Source organism: Ensifer adhaerens, from assembly GCF_000697965.2.
Classification (GTDB): domain Bacteria; phylum Pseudomonadota; class Alphaproteobacteria; order Rhizobiales; family Rhizobiaceae; genus Ensifer; species Ensifer adhaerens.
Genome location: NZ_CP015881.1, coordinates 595,751 through 621,156 on the forward strand (window position 1 = coordinate 595,751; position 25,406 = coordinate 621,156).

The following is a 25,406-nucleotide window of genomic DNA, read 5'->3' on the forward strand; positions in this document are numbered from 1 at the left end:
ACATCATGGATACGAGAGCAAGGCCGGATATCTCCGGCCGCATCGGCGCGCTGCGGCGCAAACTTGCGGAAGCGGGGCTCGACGGCTACGTCGTGCCGCGCTTCGACGAACATCAGGGCGAATACTGCGCGCCACACGACCATCGACTGGCCTTTGTCACCGGCTTCACTGGCTCGGCCGGCGTGGCGATCGTCATGCGCGACCGCGCCGCGATCTTCGTCGATGGTCGCTATCAGGTGCAGGTGCGCGACGAATTGGATCTCGGCACCTTCGCGATCGAACACTTCTATGACGCACCGCTCAAGGATTGGCTGAAGAACAATCTGCGCAACGGCGAACGCGTCGGCTTCAATGCGATGCTGCTGCCGTCCACCTGGGATGCGGATTGCAGCCGCTCGGTCGAGCTGGCGGGGGGCGTCTGGACGCCTGTCGACGGGGATCTTGTCGACGCGATCTGGACCGACCAGCCGGAAAAACCGCTCGGCAAGATTACCGCCTTCCCGGTCGCCAATGCCGGCGAAAGCGTTGCCGAGAAGAAGCGCCGCATCGCCGCCATGCTGGCGGAGCAGGGGGCCGATCTTTTGATCGAGGCGCAGCCGGACAATATCGCGTGGTTCCTCAATGTCCGCGGCCGCGACGTCGCCTTCAACCCGATGCCGCAGTCCTTCCTGATCTTCGACCGCGCCGGGCAAACGGAATGGCTGGTCGATCATCGCAAGCTTCCGAACGACCTCTCGGACTTCGAGCTTGACGATGTTGCCATTGCCGAGCCTGGCAAGTTGCTCGACCGCGTCAGGGCGATGGCGGCCGGACGCACGGCGCTGATTGATCCCGGATTTGCCCCGTCGGCCACGGCCCATGCCACACGTGCCGCAGGTGGCACCGTGCAGCTCGCGAAGAGCCCGATCACGCTCGCCAAGATGCACAAGAACGCGACCGAGCTCTCGGGCTTCCGCGATTGTCACCGTCTGGACGGCGCCGCCTGGGTTCGCTTCTTTGCCTGGCTCGAGCGGCACGCCGCCGAACGGGAGGCGAGCGGCAAACCGGTGACCGAACTGGAAGCGGAAGAGCGTATCCTCGCCTATCGCCAGATGGCCGAAAGTTTCGTCGAGCCGAGCTTCCGCTCGATTTCGGCAGCCGGCGGTCATGCCGCCATGTGTCACTATGCAGCCACCGAGGCGAGCAACGGGCTGATCCGCAAGGACGGTGTCTATCTGCTCGATTCTGGCGGGCAGTATCTGACCGGCACCACCGATGCCACGCGCACGACGGCGATTGGTCCGGTCAGCGACGAGATCCGGCGGGCCTACACGGCCGTCCTTAAGGGGTTGATCTCTATGGCATCGCTGAAATTCCCCAGGGGAAGCTTCGGCCACCAGCTCGACGCTTTTGCCCGCCGCCCGCTTTGGGATCTTGGTCTCGATTATGACCACGGCACCGGCCATGGGGTCGGTCACTTTCTCTCGGTCCACGAACAGCCGCAGCGCTTCGATCGCCGCGTCAACGAGATCGAGTTGAAGCCGGGCATGGTGACGACGATCGAGCCGGGCTACTACAAGGCCGGCGCCTACGGCATCCGCATCGAAAACCAGGTGGAGGTGGTCGACGACGGCGACGGTTTCCTGAGCTTCCGCAGCCTGACGCTGGTGCCGATCGATCTGCGGCTGGCCGATTTCGGCTTGCTGACGGCGGCTGAGCGGACCTGGATCGATGCCTATCACCGTCGCGTCGCGCAGGAACTGGACGGCTTGCTTGAACCGGAGACGGTGGGCTGGCTTTCCGACCGGACGGCTCCGATCAGCGCGTGATAGCGCCTCGTCCGCTTCTTCTCGCGGATTAATATGACGACAGTGGAGCGGCGGGCCGGTAGGTCCGCCGTTGTCATTTCTTGGCGATCGGCTCCCCGGCCGCGATCAGGTCGCTTTCAATCAATGTGACTCCTCTTGCTTGGGGGAGAGGGTTTGTGATATTTTTCACAAAACCTGTTCACGCCATGAACGGCTGCAGAACTCGTCGGACACGAAAGAAATCATGGTCAGCCGCAAGACAGCCCGCATCATCCAGCTCGCCGATGCCCTTTCAGGACGGAGAGTCTTGCACTTGCGCGACGCCGCGGCCCTGCTCGGCGTCTCTGAAATGACGATCCGTCGTGACGTTGCCGACAATCCCGGACAGTTTGCTTTTCTCGGCGGACATATCGTGCCGGCGTCGGAGATCGAAGGCGATGCGCCCTACGAGCTGGCACGCGAGGCAGACAGCCACGCTGCCGCCAAGCGCGAGGCCTGTGTCCACGCGGCGCGCCATATCCGCCCGGACGAGACGATCTTCATCGATTGCGGCACCACACTCGAATATCTCGTCGACCTCGTTCCCGAGAATTACTCAATAACAGCAGTATGTTATTCCCTGAACGTGGCGGAGAAGCTGACCCATAAGCCGAATGTCCGGATCGTCATGCTTGGTGGCGTCTATCACCCTTCGTCTGCGTCTTTTTCCGGCAACTCCGGTCTGGAGACTCTCGATTCGCTCGGCATCAACGTCGCCTTCCTGTCGGCCGCCGGCATCGATCCGGCGCGTGGTGCGACCTGCGTGCATTTCCACGAGGTGTCGGTGAAGCAGAAGGTCATCTCGCTGGCGCGCGAGAGCCATCTGGTCGTCGACCTCAGCAAGATTGGCAAGCTGAAGCCGGCTTTTTTCGCGCCAATCGGCGTTTTTCGCTCTATCATCACCGAAGAGGGCGAAACGCAGCTGCCGGGCCTGTGAAGGCGGCATCCGCAAAAATATTACGAAATCGTCAAAACGGCGGTGTCTCGCTTGACACTCTCTGTTCTTGATGGAATAGTCACAAAAAATCGATAGAAAAATAACAAAAATGAGTTCTCGGCGGCTGTGCTCGAGTGCGGCTGGTCGTGACAGGGAGTTCAAGGAGCCATCGCTTGGAAGACCTTGCTGTGAAAACTGGCGCGCCGAAGGCCGCGCATTCGCCGGCGGCGGGCCATAACTGGCCGCGCAACAACGGCATCGATCTCGATCTTGGCTGGGTGCTGGACCAGCGCGTCAACCTGTCTGCCGCCGAGCGTCGCGTTGCGACGCTGCCCGGTCGCCGCACGGTGAAGAAGGACGCGCAGGCCGCCTGGCTGTTGAAGGCGGTTACCTGCATCGATCTGACGACCCTCAACGGCGACGACACGACGGAGCGCGTCAAGCGGCTCTGCGCCAAGGCGCGCCAACCGGTGCGCCAGGATCTGCTCGACGCGCTCGGCATGGGCGGTCGCGGCATCACGACGGGCGCTGTCTGCGTCTATCATCGCTTCGTCTCGACCGCCGTCGAGGCGCTCGAAGGGTCCGGTATCCCCGTTGCTGCCGTCTCCACCGGATTTCCGGCCGGCCTCATCCCGCATGATGTGAAGCTGCGGGAAATCGAGGCATCTGTCGCCGATGGCGCCAAGGAAATCGACATCGTCATCACCCGCGAGCATGTGCTGACCGGCAACTGGCAGGCGCTCTACGACGAGATGCGCGATTTCCGAGCCGCCTGCGGTGACGCTCATGTGAAGGCTATTCTTGCGACCGGCGACCTGAAGACGCTGCGCAACGTCGCGCGTGCCTCGCTCGTCTGCATGATGGCTGGCGCCGATTTCATCAAGACCTCGACTGGCAAGGAAGGCGTCAACGCCACGCTGCTGGTGACGCTCATCATGCTGCGCATGATTAGGGCCTATCAGGAGCAGACCGGCCTCAAGGTCGGCTACAAGCCGGCGGGCGGCATTTCTGCGGCAAAGGACATCTTGAACTACCAGTTCCTGATGAAGGACGAGCTCGGGCGCGAATGGCTCGAGCCGGATCTCTTCCGCATCGGCGCATCGAGCCTGCTTGCCGATATCGAGCGCCAGCTCGAACACCACATTACCGGCGCCTATTCGGCCCTCAACCGTCACCCGATTGGATGATCCCGATGACTGTCGCAAGGTATTTTGACGAAATGTCCTATGGTCCAGCACCGGAAGCCGACACGGAAGCCCGCCAGTGGCTGGCGCGCCACAAGGGCGAATTCGGCCACTTCATCAACGGCGCCTTCGTCGCCTCCGCGTCCGGCAAGACCTTCGAGACGAACGAGCCGGCAACCGGCAAGCTGCTCGCAAAGATCGCGCTCGGCGGTGCCAAGGATGTTGACGATGCCGTCGCCGCTGCCCGCAAGGCGCAAGCCGCCTGGGCGAAGCTGCCGGGCCATGCCCGCGCCCGCCATCTCTATGCGCTCGCCCGCGTGATCCAGCGCCATGCGCGCCTGATCGCCGTGGTCGAGGCGATCGACAACGGCAAGCCGATCCGCGAAACCCGCGACATCGACGTGCCGCTGGCCGCCCGCCACTTCTATCACCATGCCGGCTGGGCGCAGCTGCAGGAAACCGAGTTTGCCGATCAGGTTCCGGTCGGCGTCGTCGGCCAGGTCATTCCCTGGAACTTCCCGTTCCTGATGCTCGCCTGGAAGGTCGCGCCCGCTCTGGCGCTCGGTAACACGGTGATCCTGAAACCGGCGGAATTCACGCCGCTGACGGCGCTGCTCTTTGCCGAACTGGCCGCTGCAGCAGGTCTTCCGGCCGGCGTGCTCAACGTCGTTACCGGCGAAGGTGAAACCGGCGCGCTTATTGTCGAGCATGCGGACATCGACAAGATCGCTTTTACCGGCTCGACCGAAGTCGGCCGCCTCATCCGTGAGCGCACCGCCGGCACCGGCAAGTCGCTGACGCTCGAACTCGGCGGCAAGTCACCCTTCATCGTCTTTGACGACGCTGATATCGACGGCGCCGTCGAAGGCGTGGTTGACGCCATCTGGTTCAACCAGGGCCAGGTCTGCTGCGCCGGCTCGCGCATCCTCGTGCAGGAAGGCGTGGCACCGCTGTTCTACGAGCGCCTGAAGCGCCGCATGCAGACGCTGCGCGTCGGCCATCCGCTCGACAAGGCGATCGACATGGCGGCAATCGTCGCGCCGGTGCAGTTGCAGCGGATCGAAGACCTGGTCGCCAAGGGCGTCTCCGAAGGAGCAGCGCTGCATCAGCCGAAGATCGAACTGCCGCAGGGCGGCAGCTTCTATCCGCCGACCCTGCTCACCGGCGTGCAGCCGACCTCGATCGTTGCGACGGAAGAGATCTTCGGCCCCGTCGTCGTCTCCATGACCTTCCGCACCCCGGAAGAGGCGATCCAGCTTGCCAACCATACGCGCTACGGCCTTGCCGCCAGCGTCTGGAGCGAGACCATCGGCCTGGCATTGCATGTCGCGGCCAAGCTCGCCGCCGGTGTGGTTTGGGTCAATGCGACTAACCTCTTCGATGCGTCTGCCGGTTTCGGCGGCAAGCGCGAATCCGGCTTCGGCCGCGAGGGTGGTCGCGAGGGCTGCTACGAATATCTGAAGCCGAAGGCTTGGGCCGGCCGCAAGCCGCGTCCCGCCGCCGTCGAACCGGCATTGAAGCCCGTGGCTGGCGATTTCGCCATGCCTGACGTCGACCGTACCGCCAAGCTTTTCATCGGCGGCAAGCAGGCACGGCCGGATGGCAACTATAACCGCAACGTGCTCTCGCCCAAGGGCAAGGTGCTTGGCGAGGTCGGCGAGGGCAACCGCAAGGACATCCGCAACGCAGTCGTCGCAGCGCAAGCCGCATCCGGCTGGTCGTCGGCAACGACGCACAACCGCGCGCAGATCCTCTACTACATCGCCGAAAACCTGAGTGGCCGTGCGGGCGAATTCGCCGATCGGATCGCCGACATGACCGGCGCGTCTGCCGCCAACGCCAAGGCGGAAGTCGAAGCCTCGATCGCACGCCTCTTCACCTATGGCGCCTGGGCCGACAAGTACGAAGGCGCGATCCACCAGCCGCCGCTTCGCGGCGTAGCACTTGCGATCCCCGAGGCGATCGGTGTCGTCGGCGTCGTTTGCCCGCCGGAAGCGCCGCTGCTTGGCATGATCAGTCTGGTCGCGCCGCTGATCGCCACCGGCAACCGTGTCGTCGTGGTGCCGAGCGAACAGCATCCGCTGGCGGCCACCGATTTCTATACGGTGCTCGAAACATCAGACGTCCCGGCCGGTGTCGTCAACATCGTCACCGGTTCGACGATCGAACTGGCAAAGACGCTCGCAAGCCACAACGACGTGGATGCGCTCTGGGCTTTCGGCTCGGCGGAACTTTCGACCCTCGTGGAGAGGCTCTCGGTCGGCAACCTGAAGCGCACCTTTGTCGACTACGGAAAGGCGACGAACTGGCTCGATCGCGAGGCGGCAGAAGGCCCGGCCTATCTGCGCCGCGCGACGGACGTCAAGAACATCTGGATCCCCTACGGCGAGTAGGAGAGCCACCACGCGCGGGGCGGGGGGAGCCGGCCCGCGCTGTGGGACAATTGAACAGTAGGGAGACGCGTTCGCCTGCAAGGGGGAATGCATTGCGCGCCACGGAAACCGGAGCGCGCCAGGAGGAGGACTGTATGCTGAAGAATATCGATCCGGCGCTGAACGCCGATGTGCTGCACGCGCTCAAGTCCATGGGACACGGCGACACGCTGGTCATTTCCGACACCAACTTCCCGTCCGACGCCATTGCCCGCAAGACCACGCTGGGCACGCTGTTGCGCATCGACAACGTCTCGGCCGCGCGTGCCGTCGAAGCGGTGCTTTCCGTGCTGCCGCTCGATACGCCGCTGCAGCCTTCGGCCGGGCGCATGGAGGTGATGGGTGCGCCCGACGAAGTGCTGCCCGTGCAGCAGGAAGTGCAGGCGGTAATCGATCGCGCTGAGGGTAAATCGGCGCCGATGTACGGCATCGAGCGCTTCAAGTTCTACGAGGAAGCCAAGAAGGCCTATTGCGTCATCACCACGGGCGAGACGCGCTTCTATGGCTGCTTCCTGTTCACCAAGGGCGTCATTCCGCCCAAGACCTGACGGACCGCGCGGTCGCCGCGCGGCACGAGACGACAGATGAAATCGCGAGAGATTGCCTGGGCACGCCGCTTTGCTTGCGGTGCGGTCGCAGGGGGAGGCTTGAATGAAGACTGGTGTTTCGATCCTTGGCATCTTCGTGGCCGACACGGCCTATCTGGCGCGGCGCATGCCGGTTGTCGGTGAAACGATTACCGGCAGCGGCTTTTCCGTCGGGCCGGGTGGCAAGGGCTCGAACCAGGCGGTCGCCTGTGCTCGGGCGGGAAGTCCCGTTTCCTTCATCTCCAAGCTCGGCCGCGACACCTTTGGCGAGATGGCGCTGCGCACCTATGCCGAGGCCGGCGTGACGCCGAAGATCGTTGAGATGGACGATCTGCCGACGGGGGCTGCCTTCATCTATGTCAACGACCAGAACGGCGAAAACGCCATCATCGTCTATCCGGGAGCCGCCGGCTCGATCGGGATCGACGATGTCGAGGCCGCGCGCGAGACGATCGAAGGTTCGCGCATCTTCGTCACCCAATTGGAGCAGCCGGTGGTCGCCGCTCGGCGGGCGCTCGAAATTGCCCATGCGGCCGGCGTCATCACCGTCTTCAACCCGGCGCCGGCCGAAGCCTTCCCGGATGCGATCTATCCGCTCTGCGACTATCTTGTGCCGAACGAGACGGAAGCCGCAGCCATCGTCGGTTTTGCGCTCGCCACGGAAGACGACGTTCGTCGTGCCGGTGACGCGATCCTGAAGAAGGGTGCGAAAACGGCGCTGATCACGCTCGGTGAACGCGGCGTGCTCTATCACAACCACGAGCAGTCGGTGCTGGTGCCGGCGATCGCCAGCGGGCCGGTAATCGACACGACCGGGGCGGGGGACGCTTTTGTCGGAGGCTTCTCCGCAGCGCTCGCCCGCGACCTTTCACCCGTTGACGCTATACGCTTCGGCTGCGCCACCGCCGGCATCGCGGTCACCCGCCGCGGCACCGCGCCCGCCATGCCGACGCTGGCCGAGATCGAGGCGCTGCTTGCGCGCGGGGCGTCCGCATGACGCGCAACGACCCGATCAAGCACTTCTTCATCTGGCCGGCGCTGATCATCGTGCTGATGATCTCGATCTTCCCGCTCGTCTATTCGCTGACGACCAGCTTCATGAGCATGCGGCTGGTGCCGCCGACGCCGGCCCGCTTCGTCGGCTTCGGCAACTATCTCGATCTCCTGCAGAACCCGCGGTTCTGGCATGTGGCGGGTACGACGACGCTGATCGCCTTCATCTCCGTCGGGCTGCAATATGTGATCGGCCTTTCGGTGGCGTTGGCGTTGAATTCAAGAGTGCCGGGAGAGGGCATCTTCCGCGTCAGCTTCCTGCTGCCGATGCTGGTGGCGCCGGTCGCCGTCGCGCTGATCGCCCGCCAGGTGCTGAACCCGACGATGGGCCCGCTCAACGAGCTGATGACGGCAATCGGGTTCCCCAACCTGCCGTTCCTCACCCAGACCAGCTGGGCGCTCGGCTCGATCATTGCCGTCGAGGTCTGGCAATGGACGCCTTTCGTCATCCTCATGCTGCTTGCCGGGCTACAGACCTTGCCCGACGACGTCTACGAGGCGGCCGCGCTCGAAAATGCCACGCCCTGGCAGCAGTTCCGCGACATCACCTTTCCTATGCTCCTGCCGATCTCGGTTGCCGTCGTCTTCATCCGGCTGATCGAGAGCTACAAGATCATCGACACGGTCTTCGTCATGACCGGCGGCGGGCCGGGGATATCGACCGAGACGCTGACGCTGTTTGCCTATCAGGAAGGCTTCAAGAAGTTCAACCTCGGCTACACCTCGGCGCTTTCGTTCCTGTTCCTGATTGTCATCACAGTCATCGGTCTCGTCTATCTCGCCATCCTCAAGCCCTATCTGGAGAAGCACAAATGAGCGTGCGCACTCTCAAAGGGAAACGGCGCTGGCTGGCGCTCGGCGGCTGCCTCGTCTGGCTCGCCATCACCTTCTTTCCGCTCTATTGGGTGCTGATCACCTCGTTCAAGACGCCGATCGCCGTCGTCGGCGGGCCGACCTATCTGCCCTTCGTTGATTTCGAACCGAGCTTGACGGCCTGGAGCGAGCTGTTGTCGGGCCAGCGTGGCCAGTTCTTCAACACCTTCCTGGCCTCGACAATCATCGGCCTTTCGGCGTCGATCGCCGCGACCTTCATCGGCGCCATGGCAGCCTATGCGCTGGTGCGCTTCACCTTCCGCTTTCGCCTGCTCTCGGCACTGATCTTCGTGGTGATCGCCTTCGGAGGCTTCCTGCTCGGCCGCCATGTGCTTGGCTACGGCCAGGGCATCTCGCTGGTCTATGCCTTTGTCGCAGCGCTCGCGCTTGCGGTGATCTCGAGCCGCTTTCGCCTTCCGGGGCCGGAACTCGGCAACAACGACATCGTCTTCTGGTTCGTCAGCCAGCGCATGTTCCCGCCGATCGTCGCTGCCTTTGCGCTCTACCTGATGTATACCGAGATGGGAAAACTCGGCTTCAAGCTGGTCGACAGCTATATCGGCCTGACCTTCGCCTATATCGCTTTCTCGCTGCCGATCGTCATCTGGCTGATGCGCGATTTCTTCGAGGCGCTGCCTGTGGAGGTCGAGGAGGCGGCGATGGTCGACAACGTGCCGTCGTGGCGGATCTTCTTCGGCATCGTGCTGCCGATGTCGAAGCCGGGTCTGATCGCCACCTTCATGATCACGCTCGCCTTCGTCTGGAACGAGTTCCTGTTCGCGCTGTTCCTGACCAACTCCAAATGGCAGACGCTGCCCATTCTCGTTGCCGGCCAGAACAGCCAGCGCGGCGACGAATGGTGGGCGATTTCCGCTGCCGCCCTCGTTGCCATCATTCCGATGATGGTCATGGCCGGGCTTTTGAGCCGGCTCATGCGCTCCGGCCTGCTTCTTGGAGCGATCAAGTAACCAACGCTTTGGCATGCATTCATTCACAGGGAGGATAGAATGAGGAAATTGCTACTGGCATCTGCATCTCTCGCCGCACTCGCATCGGGGAGCGCGGGAACGGCGCTCGCCTGCGACCCGGACTACACCGGCGTCGAACTGACGGCGACCACACAGACCGGTCCTTACATTGCCTCGGCGCTGCAGCTTGCGGCCAAAGGCTGGGAGGAAAAGACCTGCGGCAAGGTCAAGGTCGTCGAGTTCCCGTGGTCGGAGCTCTATCCGAAGATCGTGACCTCGCTGACCTCTGGCGAAGACGCTTTCGACGTGATCGCCTTTGCACCGGCCTGGGCCCCTGATTTCACCGACTTCCTGTCGGAAATGCCGGCCGACATGCAGAAGGGCGCCGACTGGGACGATATCGCGCCCGTCTACCGCGAACAGCTGATGGTCTGGAACGGCAAGGTGCTGTCGCAGACGATGGACGGCGACGCCCATACCTACAGCTACCGAATCGACCTCTTCGAGAACGCCGACAACCAGAAGGCCTTCAAGGAAAAGTACGGCTACGATCTGGCGCCGCCGAAGACCTGGAAGCAGTACCTGGACATCGCCGAATACTTCAACCAGCCGGCCAACAACCTCTGGGGCACGGCGGAAGCTTTCCGGCGCGGCGGCCAGCAGTTCTGGTTCCTGTTCAGCCACGTGGCCGGCTATACCAGCCATCCGGACAATCCGGGCGCCATGTTCTTCAATCCGGAAACGATGGATGCGCAGGTCAACAATCCCGGCTGGGTTCGTGGCCTCGAGGAATACATCCGGGCCTCAAAGCTCGCGCCGCCGAACGCGCTGAACTTCTCCTTCGGCGAAGTGAACGCCGCTTTTGCCGGCGGCCAGGTGGCGGAATCGATCGGCTGGGGTGATACCGGCGTCATCGGCGCCGACCCGAAGCAGTCGAAGGTGGCCGGCAATGTCGGCTCGGCATCGCTGCCGGGATCGGACGAGATCTGGAACTACAAGACCAAGAAGTGGGACAAGTTCGACCACGTCGTCCAGACCTCCTTCATGGCCTTCGGCGGTTGGCAGGCGGCAGTTCCCGCGACCTCGACCAAGCAGGAAGCAGCCTGGAACTACATCCAGTATCTGACGAGCCCGGCCGTCTCGGGCCAGGCGGCGATTACCGGCGGCACCGGTGTGAACCCTTACCGCATCTCGCACACGACCAATCTCGATCTCTGGTCGAAGATCTTCTCCGAGCGTGAGGCGAAGGAATATCTTGGTGCGCAGAAGGAGGCGGTGACCGCCAAGAACATCGCGCTCGACATGCGCCTTCCCGGCTACTTCTCCTACACCGAAGTGCTGGAGATCGAGCTTTCCAAGGCGCTTGCCGGCGAAGTGACGCCGCAACAGGCGCTCGATAGCGTCGCCGAGCAGTGGAACAAGCTGACCGACGAGTTCGGCCGCGACAAGCAGCTTGCCGCCTATCGCGCCTCCATGGGCTTGCCGCAGCAGTAACGAAACCACGCCCGCCCCGAAGCGATCGGGGCGGGCGCCACCGTCCCCGGCGAGACCGGGCACAGACAGCATCAGAGGCTACAGCATGTCACAGGTCCGATTGCAGCAGATCACCAAGTCCTTCGGGAGCGTCACCGTCATTCCGCCGCTCGATCTCGACATTGCCGATCGTGAGTTCGTCGTGCTCGTCGGTCCCTCCGGCTGCGGCAAGACGACGACGCTCAGGATGATTGCCGGCCTCGAAACTGCGACTTCGGGTTCGATCCGGATTGGCGATCGCGACGTGACCGATCTCAGACCGGGCCTGCGCAATTGCTCCATGGTGTTTCAGAATTACGCGCTCTATCCGCACATGACGGTCGCCGAGAACATCGGCTACGGCATGAAGGTGCGCGGCACGCCGAAGGCGGAGATCGAAAAGGCGGTAACGGATGCCGCTCGCATCCTCAACCTCGGCGCCTATCTCAATCGCAAGCCGAGCGCACTTTCGGGCGGCCAGCGCCAGCGCGTGGCGATCGGCCGGGCGATCGTACGCCAGCCGGATGTCTTCCTCTTCGACGAGCCGTTGTCGAACCTAGATGCCAAACTTCGCATCGAAATGCGCACCGAAATCAAGCTCTTGCACCGGCGTCTTCAGACGACTGCCGTTTACGTGACCCACGATCAGGTGGAAGCCATGACCATGGCCGACCGCGTCGTCGTCATGAACCAGGGCCGCATCGAGCAGGCGGCCGATCCGATCACGCTCTATGAGGCCCCCGCCAATCTTTTCGTCGCCGCCTTCATCGGTGCGCCGAGCATGAATTTCCTCGAGGGGCGGCTGGAGCGCGGCGATGGAGGGATGCAGTTCATAGCTGATGGGGACGTGGCCGTGGCTATCCCGGAAAACCGCGCCGAAAAACTCGGCGCCTACGTCGGAAAAGCGGTCGTGCTCGGCATCCGGCCGGAACATACGATGGCGACGGACGCCAATGCGCCAACAGTCAGGCTGATCGTGCGCGATATCGAACCGCTCGGCCCGCATACGCTGGCTCTTGGCCGGGTCGGGCCTGCCGCTTTCACGGCGCAGGTTCACGCCGCGTCACGCATCGGCCCCGACGATCAGATCGCGGTGCCGATCGAGACGGAGAAAATGCATTTCTTCCTGAAGGAAACCGGTGGGGCGATCGGCCGCTGAGCGGATGGATGGCCGAAGGCGATGACGCCTCCGGCCTGCTGTCTTACTTCTTCTCGGCGCGTGCTGCGGCGAGGAAGGCGAGCTTCGCCGGCAGCTCCAGGTGCTTGGAGAGTGCCACGCGCTCCGGCGTGTAGTGATGCTCGACGTCGAGGCAGTTGACGGTGCCGAGCAGCTCGCCGCCGACAACGACCGGGATGTTGGCAACCGAGCCGCAGCCGAGCGACCAGATCGTCTCGTGGTCCGGGAAAACCTTGGCGATATCGGCGATGGTGTTGGCGACGAAGGTCTGGTGCGCCTTGTGCACGATGTCGAACCAGCTGTCGTAGCGGATCGGCTTGGTGCCCGAGGTCGGGTACTCCGCGGGGTGCGAGGTGTAGGCGCGGCGCGCGACTTCGTTGACCATGTCTACGGTCATGATGGTGAAGAGCTTGGCGCCGATCACCTGGCGGCTAAGCGTCTGCAATGCGGTCCATACCGCATCGGCATCGGTGGTCTTGGCAATGGCCGCGTCGAATTCCGCCAGCGCGGCAGCGATCTGTTCACTGTTCATGCTATGTCCTTGGGGTTACTCGATATCTTAGAAGGGGACAGACGATAAATCGTCGGTGTTGTCCCATCCTAGTTGGCATGCGCGGCGCTGATCTGCATCAGCTCGCGCGAATAGGGATCCTTGAGGTCACCGCGCTTGAGGTCGGCGACATCGGCAATCTCGACGATCCGGCCCTGGCGCATGACAGCGAGGCGATCGCAGAGGAAGGAGACGACCGCCAGGTTGTGGGTGACCATCAGGAAGGTGAGGTTCTGCTCGCGCCGGAGGCGCTTCAACAGGTTGAGGATTTCGGCCTGGACCGAAACGTCGAGCGCTGATGTCGGCTCGTCGAGTAAGAGCACCTTCGGCTTCAGCATCAGTGCACGGGCAATCGCCACGCGCTGGCGCTGGCCGCCCGAGAGCTGGTGCGGAAAACGGAAGCGGAACTTGCGATCGAGGCCGACCGAGGTCATGACCTCTTCGATGCGGGCGTTGCGGTCGCCGATGCCGTGGATCGTCAGCGCTTCGCCGAGCGTGGCGTCGACCGTCTTTCGCGGGTGCAGCGAGCCGTAGGGATCCTGGAACACCATTTGGCACTGACGCGAAAAGGCGCGGTCGATGCCGTGGCCGCGGGGCGAGCCGAGCACGGTGATCTCGCCGGTCCATTCCGGCGCGAGACCTGCGATTGCCTTCAGCACCGTCGATTTTCCCGAGCCGCTTTCGCCGACAAGGGCAAAGCTCTCGCCGTCGGCGATATCGAGATTGACGTCGTGGGTGATCTGCACGTCGCCGTACGAGATGTCGAGGTTCTTCAGAGAGAGCGCGGTCATGCCTTGGCCCATGCGCTGCGGTCGAGCACCGGCAGCTCGTCCCGTGTTTCATCGAGGCGCGGAATGGAGGCGATCAGCCCGCGCGTATAGGGGTGCTTGGCCGCCATCAGTTCGCCGGCCTTGCATTCCTCAACCACCTCGCCGGTGTTCATCACGAGGATGCGGTCGCAATAGCTGGAGACGAGATTGAGGTCATGGCTGATGAAGATCAGGCCCATGCCCTTGCGTTTCACCAGTTCGTCGATGATGTCGAGCACCTGGGCCTGGACGGAAACGTCGAGCGCCGAGGTCGGCTCGTCGGCGATCAGAAGGTCCGGCTCGGGGATCAGCATCATCGCGATCATCACGCGCTGGCCCATGCCACCGGAGACTTCGTGCGGGTAGAGCTTGGCGACGCGTTCCGGATCTGCAATGCGCACCGATTCCAGCATCGTAAGCACGCGCGCGTTGACCTCGCGGCGCGGCAGCTTCTGGTGCGTCAGCAACGCTTCGGCGATCTGCTCGCCGATGGTCATGACCGGGTTCAGCGAGAACTTCGGGTCTTGCATCACCATGGAAATGCGGGCGCCGCGGATGGCGCGCATCTGCCGCTCGGACTGCTTCAGGAGGTCGACGCCGTCGAAGACGAGCTTGTCGGCGGTGACCCGACCCGGTGCCCGGATCAGCTGCAGGATCGAGCGACCGGTCATCGACTTGCCCGAGCCGCTCTCGCCGACGATGCCGAGGCGTTCGCGGCCGAGGGTGAAGGAGATGCCGCGCACGACTTCGAGATCACCGCGGGGCGTCGGGAAGGTGACGCGCAGGTTTTCGACTTCGAGAAGATTGCTCATCAGCGCTGCTCCCCGCTCTTCGGATCGAGCACGTCGCGCAGGCCATCACCGAGGAAGCAGAAGCCGAGGCTAACGAGAATGATGGCAAAGCCGGGCATGGTCGCGACCCACCACTGATCGAGAATGAAGGAGCGACCGCGCGAGATCATCGCGCCCCATTCGGGAAGTGGCGGCTGAGCGCCAAGTCCGATGAAGCCGAGACCGGCGGCCGTCAGGATGATGCCGGCCATGTCGAGCGTGACGCGGACGATCATCGATGAGGTGCAGAGCGGGAGCACGTGGCCGAGATTGACCCGGAGGCTCGACGCGCCGAGCAGACGCACCGCCGAAATGAATTCGGAGTTCTTGAAGGTCAGCGTCTCCGCACGAGCGACACGGGCATAGCCGGGCCAGGAGGTGATCGCGATGGCGATGATCGCGTTCTCGATGCCGGGACCAAGGGCTGCAACGAAGGCAAGCGCCAGGATGAGCTTCGGCAGCGACAGGAAGATATCGGTAATGCCCATCAGGATACGGTCGACCCAGCCACCGAAATAACCGGCAGCCACGCCGATCACCAGGCCGGCAGGGGCTGCGAGCACTGCAACCAGCGTGACGATGGCCAGCGTGATGCGTGAACCGTAGACAACGCGGGACCAAATGTCGCGGCCGAGTTCGTCGGTTCCCATCCAGTGGGCGGCACTCGGCGGCAGCAGGCGTTCGCTCAGCGACTGGCGCAGCGGATCATGGGTGGCGAGCCACGGCGCAAAGAGTGCGGTCAGCACCAGAACGAGGATGATGACGGCGCCGACAACGGCGAGCGGATTGCGCATCAGCGCGCCGAAGATGCGATAGAAGCGCCCGAGGCGCGCCTGCATCGGCGAGGCGGGGCTGTCGTCGATCAGCCAGTCGCGAAGTGTGGTCATGGTCGCTCCTCCCTTAGCGTGCACGCGGATCGAGCACGCGATAGAGCACGTCCGAAATCTTGTTGATGCCGATAAAGACCGCGCCGATGACGAGGGTCGAGCCGAGCACGGCCGACATGTCGGCATTGAGCAGAGCGACGGTCAGGTAGTTGCCGATGCCGGGCCAGGAGAAGATCGTCTCGATCATCACGGAGCCTTCGAGCAGGCCGGCATAGGACAGGCCGATAACGGTGATCAGCGGCACGCGGATCGGCCGGAAGGCATGGCGCCAGATGACCAGGCGCTCCGGCACGCCTTTGACCCGGGCGGTCGTCACATATTCCTGGCTCAGCTGGTCGAGCATGAAGGAGCGCGTCATGCGGGCGATATAGGCGAGCGAGAAGAAGCCGAGGCAGGACGCCGGCAGGATCAGGTGCCAGACGGCGTTGCGGAAGATCTCCCATTCGCCAGCAATGATGCTGTCGACAAGGATCAGGCCCGTGACCGGCGACACCATGCCGTCGTAAAAGATGTCGACACGGCCGGGGCCGCCGACCCATTTCAGCTTCGCGTAGAAAATCGCCAGGCCGACGAGACCGAGCCAGAAGGCAGGCACCGAATAACCGAGCAGACCGATGACGCGGATGCCCTGATCGAGCCAGGAGCCACGGCGGGCGGCGGCAAAAACCCCGAGCGGCACGCCGATCAGCACGCCGAGCATGATGCCGAGCGTCGCCATTTCGAGTGTTGCCGGGAAGACGCGAGCGAGGTCCTCGATAACCGGCTTGCCCGTCGAAACCGATGTTCCGAAATTGAAGGTGGCGACGTCACGTACGTAGCTGACGAACTGCGTGATCAGCGGCTGGTCGAGCCCCATTTCCTGGCGCACGCGCTCATAGACGGCGACGGGTGCGCGGTCGCCGACGACAGCCAGAACCGGGTCGATCGGCACGATGCGGCCGATGAAGAAGGTGATTGCGAGCAGGCCGAGGAAGGTTATCGCAAGCGTTACCAGGAAGCCTGCCAGTGAAAGAAGGCGCTGCCGTCCCCGACTGGGTCTGGCGGCGCGGCGCGCCGGCGCTGCTGCTGTCGTGCTGTCGTTTGCCACGTGGCGTCACCATCCCTCTTCGCTTGCGGTCTCACTTGTCGATACCGCAAAAATTTGCTTGGAGTATATAAATAAGTTTGCTTAAATCAAAAAAATTTTACTGGGGCGGAAACGGGAGGAATAACCGCTGTGAGCGATCCGTCAGAGGATACGCAGGCCGCGTCGGGCAAATCGGCCGGGGCAGGGCAACCGAAGGTGGGCGCGCTGGTGCGTGCGCGCCGCCGGCAGATGCATATGACCCTGCAGACGCTCAGCGACGCAGCGGGCGTTTCGGTCGGCTATTTGAGCCAGATCGAGCGCGATCTTGCCATGCCCTCGCTCGGCACACTGGCCCAGATTGCGCAAGGCCTGGGCGCCGAACTCAACCATTTCATCCTGGCACCGGCGATCGACACCGGGCTTTCGCGCGCCGAGGGGCGCATGGTGTTTTCGGTCGGCGGCTCGCCTGTTTCCTATGAGCGCATTGGCGCGGATTTCGCCGGCAACCAGCTTTCGAGTTTCGTCATCACCATTCCGCCGGGGCATCGCTCCGAGGTCTTCAGCCATGAGGGCGAAGAGCTCGTCTACATGCTCGAAGGCGAGATCCTCTTCGGGCTCGATGGCGACGACACCATGCTTTCGCCTGGCGACGGCCTGCACTTCCGCGGCATCCAGCCCCACTACTGGTGGAACAAGACAGACGCACCCGTGCGGTTGATCTGGACCGGCACCCTGCCGCTCTTCCGGCCCCGCGCTTCCCAATCCAACGAGACCGGTCAGCCGCAATCGGCGCTGAAGCCGGCACCGACAAAAACCAAGCCTCATCGAAAATAGGAGAATGATGATGAGAATGTTCAAGGCCGCGGTCTTCGCGGCGTCCCTGATGATGAGCGTGGCGCCGGCCGCACTCGCCGAAACGCCAGCCGATGTGTTGGTCGTTGCCCAGAATATCGACGACATCGTCAGCATCGACCCGGCCGAGGCCTACGAGTTCTCCTCGGGCGAATACGTCACCCAGACCTATGACCGCCTGGTGCAGTACGATGCGCCCGACGTGAAGAAGCTGGCGCCGGGTCTTGCCTCCGAATGGACGGTCGACGATGCGGCAAAGACGATCACCTTCACGCTGCGTGATGGCGTTACCTTTTCCTCCGGCAATCCGCTGCGTGGCGAAGACGTCGTCTACTCCTTCAAGCGCGTCGTCGTTCTCAACAAGGCGCCGGCCTTCATCCTGACGCAGCTCGGCTGGACGCCCGAAAACATCGACAAGATGGTGACCGCCGAAGGTAACAAGGTCACGGTCAAGTATGACGGCGACTTCTCGTCGGCCTTCGTTCTCAACGTTCTCGCCGCTCGCCCGGCTTCGGTGATCGACGCGGAAACCGTCAAGGCCAACGAGGCCGATGGCGACTTTGGCAATGCCTGGCTCAAGGCCAATTCGGCCGGTACCGGCCCGTTCGTGCTCAAGGCCTTCCGCGCCGGCGAGCTGCTCAACCTTGCGAGCAACCCGAACTACTTCGGCGGCGCTCCTGTTATCAAGGGCGTCATCATCCGTCACGTGGCCGAAGCCGCAACCCAGCAGCTGATGCTGCAGACCGGCGACGTCGACATGGCGAAGAACCTGACCCCGGACCAGGTTTCGGGTCTTGAAGGCAAGGACGGCGTGAAGGTCGAATCCTATCCGCAGGCCGCCGTACACTTCCTGTCGTTCAACCAGAAGGACGAAGCATTGCAGCCGGAAGCCGTCTGGGAAGCCGCTCGCTACCTCGTCGACTACAAGGGCATGACCGACAGCTTCCTCAAGGGCCAGATGGAAGTTCACCAGGCCTTCTGGCCGAAGGGCTTCCCGGGCTCGCTCGACGAGACCCCCTACAGCTACGATGTTGAAAAGGCGAAGAAGATCCTGGCCGATGCCGGCATCAAGACGCCGATCAAGGTGACCCTCGACGTCATCAACTCGACGCCGTTCACCGACATGGCGCAGTCACTGCAGGCGTCCTTCGCCGAAGCCGGGATCAACTTCGAGATCATCCCGGGCACCGGTAGCCAGGTCATCACCAAGTACCGCGCGCGCACCCACGAAGCGATGCTGCTCTATTGGGGCCCGGACTTCATGGACCCGCATTCGAACGCCAAGGCCTTCGCCTACAACGAAGACAACGCCGACGACAAGTATCAGTCGACGACCACCTGGCGTAACGGCTGGGCGGTTCCGGCGGAACTCAACGAAGCGACCAAGGCAGCCCTCAAGGAAGCCGATCCGGCCAAGCGCGACGCGCTTTATGTCGACCTGCAGCGCAAGGTTCAGGAAAAGTCGCCGATCGTGATCATGTTCCAGGCAGCGACCCAGGTCGCGATGAAGGACAAGGTCGAAGGCTACGTCAATGGCGCCATCTCGGACTATGTCTTCTACCGCCTGGTGAAGAAGAACTGATCCGCCAGCGATCGCCCTTGCGCCGATGAGAAAAAGGCGCACATATCAAAACGCCCTGGGCCTTCCGGCCCGGGGCGACGTGTTTCTACCGATCGGTTTGATAAGTTCTGGGAAGGTTTTACGACATGGCGGATGTGAAGGTGAGAACGCGGGAAACCGGTGCGACGGCTGTGGTCGGCAAGACCGGCTTTCCGCATGTGACCTCGGTCACCGGTGGTGAACTCGATATCGTCACCGGCCCGTCGCAGGCGGGCTACGGCCCGCTCGATCTGCTCTATGCGTCGCTCGCAAGCTGCCTGGTGCTGAGCGCCCGCATCGCCGCCAGCCGTTTTGGCGTGCTCGACCGGCTGACGCAAGTGAGTGCCAAGGTGACGGGCGAGAAAGCCCATGACGAGCCGTCCCGCGTGGCGAAGTTTAACATCGTCTTCGACATCAAGGGTGATTTTGACGACACAGTCCGCCATGCGATCGCGGAAGCCGCCGAAAACGAGATCTGCACCGTCAGCAATACGATCCGCGGCAATCCGGAATTCGTGACCGAGTTTGCCCACTGACGTTCATTGGGTCTCAGCGTCCAACAAAAGGGCGGGCTGCCATTGGCAGCCCGCCCTTTTCGATGCAACTGGCAGAAGGACTCAGGCCGGTTGCGGCGTAAGCGCCTCCGGTTGACGCCGACCGATCGTCAGCACCAGCAGGGCCGCGACAATGCAGAGCATCCCGGCGGCAATCAGCGCCGGCGTATAGGTTTCAAGCGACGTCCGGCTGGCGCCTGCGAGGAAGGTCGCACTGGCCGCACCCAGCTGGTGACCGGTGAAGACCCAGCCGAAGACGAGGGCGGCGCGTTCCGGACCGAAGCGTTCGGCCGAAAGTTTCACCGTCGGCGGTACCGTCGCGACCCAATCCAGGCCGTAGAAGATCGCAAAGATCGACAGCGTGTAGATGTTGAAGCCGCTGAACGGCAGGAACATCAGCGACAGGCCGCGAAGGCCGTAGAACCAGAAGAGCAGCCAGCGGTTGTCATAACGGTCCGAGAGCCAGCCGGAACCGATGGTGCCGATCAGATCGAATACGCCGATCAGCGCCAGCAGGCTGGCTGCTGCGACGGGGGCAATACCAACATCGCCGCAGATCGAAACCCAATGGGTCTGGATCAGCCCGTTGGTGCTGAAGCCGCAGACGAAGAAGGTCGCAAACAGCACCCAGAAGGTGTTGGTCTTGGCGGCGTCGGAAAGCGCCCGGATCGGTGCCATCAGCAGTTCCCCGAAGCTCTTCGCCTTCGGCGGCGCCGCCACCATTTGCTTGCCGCCGAAGGGCGCAAGGCCAAGGTCCCCAGGGCGATCCTGCATCAGAAGCAGGACCAGGGTGAAGGCCGCAAGCAGGATGACGATGATCAGCGTCAGCGCCGAGCGCCAGCCGATCGTTTCGGTGAGAGAAGCGAGCAACGGCAGGAAGACCAGCTGGCCGGTGGCGTTGCTGGCGGTCATCAGCCCGACGACGAGCCCGCGCCGTTTGTCGAACCAGCGCGTTGCGACCGTCGCGCCGAGCACCAGCGCCGTCATGCCGGTACCCACGCCGAGCACGACGCCCCAGATCGCCACCAGGTGCCAGAGTTCCGTCATGTAGAACGAGGCGGCGATGCCGGAGATGATCAGGATCAGCGCCGTAGACACGACCGGGCGCACGCCGAAATGGTTCATGAACGAGGCTGCGAACGGACCGAGCAGACCGAAAAGGCAAAGCCGGATGGCGAGCGCCAGCGAGATTTGCGCATTGGTCCAGCCGAATTCGGTCTCGAGCGGTTTGATGAGCACGCCGGCCGAGCCCATGGCGCCCGCTGTCGAAAGCATGACCAGGAAGGTGACGGCGGCGACAGCCCAGCCGTAGTGGATATTGCGTCTGGCAAGATAACGCGCAAGCGCCGGACCGAGCATCGTCGACTTCCTTTCGTCGGTGTTTTTAGGGCGTGCGACAGCGCTGCGCGGGCTTTCGGAGCGCAGGTCGCAGATTGAACTGTTGTTTGGCAGTTTTCTGCCGGTTCCTGGCAGCTTAGGCTGCCCGGATTCTTCTGGCCTCAAGTCGCAGACTGCGACCAGAAAGTTGGTCTGGAAACGAGGCGCTAGAGCGCCAGCAGCAGGTCCTCCAGCTGGGCGGCGGCGTCGGCTCCCAGCCGCGCCTCGATCTTGTCCTGAGCGGCCTGCCAGAGCGGCGCGCCGTCAGCCAGTATCCGGTGGCCGCTCTCCGTAAGCTCGACAATGGCCTCCCGCTGATCCTTTCCGCTTCCAGTTGCGGTCAATCCCATTCCCTCCAGCACTTTGACGTTGCGGCTGACCGTCGATCGCTCGAGTTCGATCTTGCGGCCAAGCTCGGTCATCGAGATCGGTTCATCGCGCGCGATGTGTCGAAGCAGGCTGAACTGGGCAAGGTTAAGACCAATCGGCTGCAGCGCGTCGTCATAGACTGACGTCACTCGCCGGGTGGCTTTGCGTAAGAGGGCACAATAGCAACGAGACATAATGTGTGTATATACACGCAAGCGATCGACGTCAACCGTTTCTTGGTGTGAAGGCGCTGTTCGAAGCGATCAGCGGTCCAAGCGAAACTGAAGAACGTGGTTGGGGTAAGCCTTGTCGCCGATCGTGAAATGGGTTTGTCCCGCCATCTCAAAGCCACTCGCGAGGTAGAAGGCCGTGGCTTTTTCGTTTTCGGCGTTCACCGCCAGCCAGGTGCCTAGCTGGCCCGTGTCCAGGCAGAATTGCAGGCCGGTCTTCAGGAGTGCCTTGCCGAGGCCGCGACCATGGTGACGGGGCTGGACATAGAGCGTCGTGATTTCCAGGTCGGAGGCGATATCGACCGGTGCCGGCGAATTCGCGGACATGCGCAAGAAGCCGTCGATACCGACAACGTTCTGCGAAACCCAGACGGTCTCGTTGCGGTCGCCCAGAATTTCTTCGAAGCGCGCGGTGGTAAAGTGCTGCAGCGCATAATCGGCAAAGAATGCGTTGACGCCATCCCTGATATACGTGTTCAGCCAGACTTCCAGGCTGATCGCCGCAAGGCTTGACGCATCCGCGACGGTCGCGCGCCTGATTGTCATATCGTTTGTCACGCTGCTCTTCACTGTCTCAATCGACGAAGGGTTCCAGTTCCTTGTCGAACTCCACTTCGACGACATTGTTGAAAAGCGCCGTCGCCACCATGATACCGGAGAAAGCGACGAGGTCGACCAGCGCCTTGGCGTCGTAGCGTGCCTTGAGGCCAACCCAGATTTCCTCCGTAACGGCATTGCTGTCGGCGACGATGGCGCGGCCGAACGCGATCAGGCGCTGTTCGTCTTCGCTCGGCACGTCCGTGTGAAAATCGATGCCGGCATTGGCGAAGGCGCGACGAAAGAAGCCCATGGCGATTGGGGATTTCATGGCCTCCGAAATGGAATGGGAGAGGAACCAGATCGCCCTGTCGTCGAGGGTAGGGCGTAGTTCCTCGCGGAGCGTGAACCATTCCGCATAGATCCGGTGCGCGACCGGCGAATGTAAAAGCGTGCGCTTCATGTTGGTCATGCGGCCACGCACGCGCACCTCCTCGTCGTGGGCGGCGCGGATTTCATCCGAGGCGGTGTCGTAGTCGATCTGGGGGATATGGCTCATGGTCATGCCTGTCTTGGTCGTGCGCGAGCTGCGCAGATGATGGGTAGGAGCGTCAGACGGTGCTGAGCAGAATGCTCGTTTCGCTGTTCGACACGCCCTCGACGTCGCGCACTTCGCGCAGGATGCGGTCGAAATCGCTGAGGCTGTTGGCGCGGATTTCGGCGACCAGGTCCCAACCGCCGTTGGTGGTGTGCAGGGCATAAAGTTCCGGCAGGCCGCGCAGGTATTTGATCACCTTGGTGGTGTTTCGGCCGCTCACCTCGATCATCATGATCGCACGGATGGCGCGATCGTCATAATCCTGCCGCACGCGCAGCGTGAAGCCCAGGACCGCGCCGCTTTCGAGCAGCCGGTCGATGCGAGTCTGCACGGTCGCCCTCGATATGCCGAGCACCGCAGCGATCTTGGAGTAGGGCGCGCGCCCGTCTTCTCGCAGGAGCGAGATGAGCTGGTGGTCGAGGTCATCGAAGATATGCATGAAAGGTGTATATTACGATTGCGCAAATTGCTCAATATGTCCTGTAATTTTGCGCAGGTTTAAAATTTCAACTCACTTCTTGCAAGCCTAGGCTGACTTCATCGAATTTCTCCGATGGAGTTTTAAACGTGGTTCAGTATGTCGGTGTCGGCAACGTAATCGAGCTGGTCAAATCGATCGGCATTGAGACGTTTCTTGTGGGTCTTGCGGAATACATCGAAGACGATTTCCGCCGGTGGAACGTTTTCGAAAAAACTCCGCGGCTGGCCAGCCACTCGAAGACCGGCGTCATCGAGTTGATGCCGACCTCGGACGGCGAGCACTACGGCTTCAAATACGTCAACGGCCATCCGAAGAACCCCAATGTCGGCCTGCAGACGGTGACCGCCTTCGGCGTTCTTTCCGACGTCAGCACCGGCTACCCCTGTCTCGTTTCCGAAATGACGATCATGACGGGACTGCGCACGGCGGCGACATCGGCGCTTGCCGCGAAGTACCTCGCACGTCCTGATGCCCGCTCGATGGCGATCATCGGTCTCGGCGCCCAGTCCGAATTCCAGGCGCTCGCCTTCCGCGCCCTTCTTGGCGTCAAGCGCCTTCAGGTCTTCGATATCGATGCGGAAGCCGCCGCCAAGTTCTGCAACAACCTCTCGGATATGGACTTCGACATCGTCGTCGCAACCACGGCGGAAGAAGCGGTTGCTGGCGCGGACATCATCACGACCGTCACGGCCGACAAGCGCAATGCCACGATCCTCTCCGACAACATGGTGGGCGCCGGCGTTCACATCAACGCCGTTGGCGGCGATTGCCCCGGCAAGACGGAGTTGCAGGGGGACATCCTGCGCCGCGCCGACGTCTTCGTCGAATATCCGGAACAGACCCGCATCGAGGGCGAGATCCAGCAGATGGCGCCGGATTTCCCGGTCACCGAACTCTGGCAGGTCATTGCCGGCGAGGCCGAGGGCCGCCGCAGCTCCGCCCAGATCACCATCTTCGATTCCGTCGGCTTTGCCACCGAAGACTTCTCGGCCCTGCGCTTCCTGCGCGACAAGATCCAGGGTACCGCATTCTACACCGAGCTCGACCTGACGACCCAGCCGGACCATCCGCGCGATCTCTACGGCCTGTTCCGGCAGCAGCCGGCGGCCCCTGCCGAGCGGAGTGCCGCATAACATGAAGAGACTGTCCGTACAGGCGCCGAAGGGCGTCGTGATGATCCGCCCGCACCACTTCGGCCCCAACCCGATGACGGCCAAGGACAATGCCTTCCAGGCGACCGACGCGGCGCGCCAGCCGACTGCGATCGCCAAGGCCGCCTATGACGAAGTCAGCCGCATGGCCGACGGGCTTTCGAACGCCGGCGTCGCAGTCCATCTCTTCGAAGACGAGACGACGACGCGGCCGGACTCGGTGTTCCCCAACAACTGGTTCTCGACCCATTCGGGTGGCCATGTCGCGATCTATCCGATGTATTCGGAAAGCCGTCAAAGCGAGCGCCGCTCCGACATCATCGAGATGCTGAAGAACGAGTACCGCGTTCAGGACGTGATCGATTACTCCGGCCTTGAAAAGGACGGCGTCTATCTCGAAGGCACGGGCGCCATGGTGCTCGACCATATCGGTCGCGTCGCCTATGCCGCACGTTCCAACCGCACCAATGAAGTGGCGCTAGAACGCTTCTGCACCCACTTCAATTTCGAGCCGATGATCTTCGGCGCGGTCGATCGCCAGGGCAACTCGATCTACCACACCAACGTGCTGATGTGCATCGGCACCGAGTTTGCGCTGATCGGCACGAGCATGATCCCGGATCTCGCCCGTCGCCAGGAGATCTGCTTGCGGCTTGAGGAAACCGGCCGCCAGGTCATCGATCTGACGCTGGAGCAAATCGAGAACTTCGCCGGCAATGCCATCGAACTCGACGGTGCCGATGGCCGCGTCGTGGTCATGTCGGCTCGCGCGCTCGCCTCGCTCCGCGCCGACCAGATCAAGGCGCTCGAAGTCTCTGCCCGTGTTCTCGCCTTCGACGTTCCGACCATCGAGCTCGCGGGCGGCTCCGTGCGCTGCATGCTCGCTGGCGTTCACCTGTCACGTCGGGAAAACGTGAACAAGCAACCGCTTTACGCCGCCATGTCCGATCGATAGAAGCACCTCAT

At 62.7% G+C, this 25,406-nt stretch carries 25 protein-coding genes; 15 read left to right on the forward strand and 10 right to left on the reverse strand.

Annotated features, from left to right (window positions below; translation table 11 throughout):
- The first annotated feature begins 5 nt into the window (after positions 1 to 5).
- From FA04_RS22320 to FA04_RS22365, 10 genes are all read left to right on the forward strand, one after another.
- Positions 6 to 1,808 carry an aminopeptidase P family protein gene (locus tag FA04_RS22320; protein WP_082936548.1) on the forward strand — a complete coding sequence of 601 codons (1,803 nt, stop codon included), beginning with the start codon at positions 6 to 8 and terminating at the stop codon, positions 1,806 to 1,808.
- 223 nt (positions 1,809 to 2,031) lie between these two features.
- On the forward strand, positions 2,032 to 2,763 hold the full coding sequence (locus FA04_RS22325; protein WP_034799429.1) for a DeoR family transcriptional regulator: 732 nt from the start codon (positions 2,032 to 2,034) through the stop codon (positions 2,761 to 2,763).
- 173 nt (positions 2,764 to 2,936) lie between these two features.
- Complete coding sequence (deoC, locus tag FA04_RS22330; protein WP_034799432.1) at positions 2,937 to 3,950, forward strand: deoxyribose-phosphate aldolase; 1,014 nt, start codon at positions 2,937 to 2,939, stop codon at positions 3,948 to 3,950.
- A 5-nt stretch (positions 3,951 to 3,955) separates the two neighbouring features.
- The gene (locus FA04_RS22335; RefSeq protein WP_034799435.1) at positions 3,956 to 6,340 is read left to right on the forward strand and encodes an aldehyde dehydrogenase family protein; all 2,385 of its coding nucleotides are present in this window, start codon (positions 3,956 to 3,958) and stop codon (positions 6,338 to 6,340) included.
- A 134-nt stretch (positions 6,341 to 6,474) separates the two neighbouring features.
- Positions 6,475 to 6,927: an RbsD/FucU family protein gene (locus tag FA04_RS22340; protein ID WP_034799438.1), complete on the forward strand. Its 453-nt coding sequence runs from the start codon at positions 6,475 to 6,477 to the stop codon at positions 6,925 to 6,927.
- Between the two features lie 103 nt (positions 6,928 to 7,030).
- Entirely contained in the window at positions 7,031 to 7,963 is a 933-nt protein-coding gene (rbsK, locus tag FA04_RS22345; protein ID WP_034799441.1) for a ribokinase, read from the forward strand.
- Positions 7,960 to 8,835 (forward strand): carbohydrate ABC transporter permease, encoded by an 876-nt coding sequence (locus FA04_RS22350; protein WP_034799444.1) that lies wholly within the window; start codon positions 7,960 to 7,962, stop codon positions 8,833 to 8,835. Before rbsK ends, FA04_RS22350 begins: the two co-directional genes overlap by 4 nt.
- Positions 8,832 to 9,860: a carbohydrate ABC transporter permease gene (locus tag FA04_RS22355; protein ID WP_034799447.1), complete on the forward strand. Its 1,029-nt coding sequence runs from the start codon at positions 8,832 to 8,834 to the stop codon at positions 9,858 to 9,860. The genes FA04_RS22350 and FA04_RS22355 overlap by 4 nt, the downstream gene beginning before the upstream one ends.
- A gap of 39 nt (positions 9,861 to 9,899) precedes the next feature.
- A complete protein-coding gene (locus tag FA04_RS22360; RefSeq protein WP_034799450.1) occupies positions 9,900 to 11,354 on the forward strand; it encodes an extracellular solute-binding protein in 1,455 nt (484 codons plus the stop codon).
- A gap of 85 nt (positions 11,355 to 11,439) precedes the next feature.
- Positions 11,440 to 12,531 (forward strand): ABC transporter ATP-binding protein, encoded by a 1,092-nt coding sequence (locus tag FA04_RS22365; protein ID WP_034799453.1) that lies wholly within the window; start codon positions 11,440 to 11,442, stop codon positions 12,529 to 12,531.
- Positions 12,532 to 12,574: 43 nt separating this feature from the next.
- Here FA04_RS22365 and FA04_RS22370 read toward each other — a convergent pair whose 3' ends face one another.
- From FA04_RS22370 to FA04_RS22390, 5 genes are all read right to left on the reverse strand, one after another.
- A complete protein-coding gene (locus FA04_RS22370) occupies positions 12,575 to 13,081 on the reverse strand; it encodes a GAF domain-containing protein (RefSeq protein ID WP_034799456.1) in 507 nt (168 codons plus the stop codon).
- Positions 13,082 to 13,149: 68 nt separating this feature from the next.
- A complete protein-coding gene (locus FA04_RS22375; protein ID WP_034799753.1) occupies positions 13,150 to 13,890 on the reverse strand; it encodes an ABC transporter ATP-binding protein in 741 nt (246 codons plus the stop codon).
- Positions 13,887 to 14,720, reverse strand: coding sequence for an ABC transporter ATP-binding protein (locus FA04_RS22380; RefSeq protein ID WP_034799458.1), 834 nt, complete (start codon positions 14,718 to 14,720; stop codon positions 13,887 to 13,889). Before FA04_RS22380 ends, FA04_RS22375 begins: the two co-directional genes overlap by 4 nt.
- The gene (locus tag FA04_RS22385) at positions 14,720 to 15,625 is read right to left on the reverse strand and encodes an ABC transporter permease (protein ID WP_034799460.1); all 906 of its coding nucleotides are present in this window, start codon (positions 15,623 to 15,625) and stop codon (positions 14,720 to 14,722) included. The genes FA04_RS22380 and FA04_RS22385 overlap by 1 nt, the downstream gene beginning before the upstream one ends.
- A 13-nt stretch (positions 15,626 to 15,638) precedes the next feature.
- Positions 15,639 to 16,712 carry an ABC transporter permease gene (locus tag FA04_RS22390; protein ID WP_051659494.1) on the reverse strand — a complete coding sequence of 358 codons (1,074 nt, stop codon included), beginning with the start codon at positions 16,710 to 16,712 and terminating at the stop codon, positions 15,639 to 15,641.
- A 129-nt stretch (positions 16,713 to 16,841) separates the two neighbouring features.
- Here FA04_RS22390 and FA04_RS22395 point away from each other — a divergent pair, with 129 nt between their 5' ends.
- The 3 genes from FA04_RS22395 (at position 16,842) to FA04_RS22405 (ending at position 19,679) form a co-directional block, all read left to right on the forward strand.
- Positions 16,842 to 17,525 carry a helix-turn-helix domain-containing protein gene (locus FA04_RS22395; RefSeq protein WP_034799462.1) on the forward strand — a complete coding sequence of 228 codons (684 nt, stop codon included), beginning with the start codon at positions 16,842 to 16,844 and terminating at the stop codon, positions 17,523 to 17,525.
- A gap of 10 nt (positions 17,526 to 17,535) precedes the next feature.
- Positions 17,536 to 19,125, forward strand: a complete 1,590-nt coding sequence (locus FA04_RS22400; RefSeq protein ID WP_034799757.1) for an ABC transporter substrate-binding protein — start codon at positions 17,536 to 17,538, stop codon at positions 19,123 to 19,125.
- Between the two features lie 125 nt (positions 19,126 to 19,250).
- Positions 19,251 to 19,679 carry an OsmC family protein gene (locus FA04_RS22405; protein ID WP_034799464.1) on the forward strand — a complete coding sequence of 143 codons (429 nt, stop codon included), beginning with the start codon at positions 19,251 to 19,253 and terminating at the stop codon, positions 19,677 to 19,679.
- Positions 19,680 to 19,760: 81 nt separating this feature from the next.
- Here the strand turns inward: FA04_RS22405 and FA04_RS22410 are convergent, their stop codons facing one another.
- From FA04_RS22410 to FA04_RS22430, 5 genes are all read right to left on the reverse strand, one after another.
- Complete coding sequence (locus FA04_RS22410; RefSeq protein ID WP_034799465.1) at positions 19,761 to 21,056, reverse strand: MFS transporter; 1,296 nt, start codon at positions 21,054 to 21,056, stop codon at positions 19,761 to 19,763.
- Positions 21,057 to 21,241: 185 nt separating this feature from the next.
- Positions 21,242 to 21,637 (reverse strand): MarR family winged helix-turn-helix transcriptional regulator, encoded by a 396-nt coding sequence (locus tag FA04_RS22415; protein WP_034799468.1) that lies wholly within the window; start codon positions 21,635 to 21,637, stop codon positions 21,242 to 21,244.
- 69 nt (positions 21,638 to 21,706) lie between these two features.
- Positions 21,707 to 22,231, reverse strand: coding sequence for a GNAT family N-acetyltransferase (locus FA04_RS22420; protein ID WP_034799471.1), 525 nt, complete (start codon positions 22,229 to 22,231; stop codon positions 21,707 to 21,709).
- A 16-nt stretch (positions 22,232 to 22,247) separates the two neighbouring features.
- On the reverse strand, positions 22,248 to 22,769 hold the full coding sequence (locus FA04_RS22425; RefSeq protein WP_034799759.1) for a carboxymuconolactone decarboxylase family protein: 522 nt from the start codon (positions 22,767 to 22,769) through the stop codon (positions 22,248 to 22,250).
- Positions 22,770 to 22,821: 52 nt separating this feature from the next.
- Positions 22,822 to 23,247 (reverse strand): Lrp/AsnC family transcriptional regulator, encoded by a 426-nt coding sequence (locus FA04_RS22430; protein ID WP_034799473.1) that lies wholly within the window; start codon positions 23,245 to 23,247, stop codon positions 22,822 to 22,824.
- 92 nt (positions 23,248 to 23,339) lie between these two features.
- Between FA04_RS22430 and FA04_RS22435 the strand changes: the two genes are divergently transcribed.
- Both FA04_RS22435 and ctlX read left to right on the forward strand, forming a co-directional pair.
- On the forward strand, positions 23,340 to 24,422 hold the full coding sequence (locus FA04_RS22435; RefSeq protein ID WP_034799476.1) for an ornithine cyclodeaminase: 1,083 nt from the start codon (positions 23,340 to 23,342) through the stop codon (positions 24,420 to 24,422).
- A 1-nt stretch (position 24,423) separates the two neighbouring features.
- Complete coding sequence (gene ctlX, locus FA04_RS22440) at positions 24,424 to 25,395, forward strand: citrulline utilization hydrolase CtlX (RefSeq protein WP_034799479.1); 972 nt, start codon at positions 24,424 to 24,426, stop codon at positions 25,393 to 25,395.
- Positions 25,396 to 25,406 lie beyond the last annotated feature (11 nt).

Coding starts and splice junctions, on each gene's coding strand:
- FA04_RS22350 (WP_034799444.1), top strand. CDS start 7,960: ATGACGCGCAACGACCCGATCAAGCACTTCTTCATCTGGCCGGCGCTG.
- FA04_RS22335 (WP_034799435.1), top strand. CDS start 3,956: ATGACTGTCGCAAGGTATTTTGACGAAATGTCCTATGGTCCAGCACCG.
- FA04_RS22375 (WP_034799753.1), bottom strand. CDS start 13,890: ATGACCGCGCTCTCTCTGAAGAACCTCGACATCTCGTACGGCGACGTG.
- ctlX (WP_034799479.1), top strand. CDS start 24,424: ATGAAGAGACTGTCCGTACAGGCGCCGAAGGGCGTCGTGATGATCCGC.
- FA04_RS22360 (WP_034799450.1), top strand. CDS start 9,900: ATGAGGAAATTGCTACTGGCATCTGCATCTCTCGCCGCACTCGCATCG.
- FA04_RS22325 (WP_034799429.1), top strand. CDS start 2,032: ATGGTCAGCCGCAAGACAGCCCGCATCATCCAGCTCGCCGATGCCCTT.
- FA04_RS22410 (WP_034799465.1), bottom strand. CDS start 21,056: ATGCTCGGTCCGGCGCTTGCGCGTTATCTTGCCAGACGCAATATCCAC.
- FA04_RS22320 (WP_082936548.1), top strand. CDS start 6: ATGGATACGAGAGCAAGGCCGGATATCTCCGGCCGCATCGGCGCGCTG.
- rbsK (WP_034799441.1), top strand. CDS start 7,031: ATGAAGACTGGTGTTTCGATCCTTGGCATCTTCGTGGCCGACACGGCC.
- FA04_RS22370 (WP_034799456.1), bottom strand. CDS start 13,081: ATGAACAGTGAACAGATCGCTGCCGCGCTGGCGGAATTCGACGCGGCC.
- FA04_RS22355 (WP_034799447.1), top strand. CDS start 8,832: ATGAGCGTGCGCACTCTCAAAGGGAAACGGCGCTGGCTGGCGCTCGGC.
- FA04_RS22430 (WP_034799473.1), bottom strand. CDS start 23,247: ATGCATATCTTCGATGACCTCGACCACCAGCTCATCTCGCTCCTGCGA.
- FA04_RS22415 (WP_034799468.1), bottom strand. CDS start 21,637: ATGTCTCGTTGCTATTGTGCCCTCTTACGCAAAGCCACCCGGCGAGTG.
- FA04_RS22400 (WP_034799757.1), top strand. CDS start 17,536: ATGAGAATGTTCAAGGCCGCGGTCTTCGCGGCGTCCCTGATGATGAGC.
- FA04_RS22425 (WP_034799759.1), bottom strand. CDS start 22,769: ATGAGCCATATCCCCCAGATCGACTACGACACCGCCTCGGATGAAATC.
- FA04_RS22385 (WP_034799460.1), bottom strand. CDS start 15,625: ATGACCACACTTCGCGACTGGCTGATCGACGACAGCCCCGCCTCGCCG.
- FA04_RS22365 (WP_034799453.1), top strand. CDS start 11,440: ATGTCACAGGTCCGATTGCAGCAGATCACCAAGTCCTTCGGGAGCGTC.
- FA04_RS22405 (WP_034799464.1), top strand. CDS start 19,251: ATGGCGGATGTGAAGGTGAGAACGCGGGAAACCGGTGCGACGGCTGTG.
- FA04_RS22380 (WP_034799458.1), bottom strand. CDS start 14,720: ATGAGCAATCTTCTCGAAGTCGAAAACCTGCGCGTCACCTTCCCGACG.
- FA04_RS22340 (WP_034799438.1), top strand. CDS start 6,475: ATGCTGAAGAATATCGATCCGGCGCTGAACGCCGATGTGCTGCACGCG.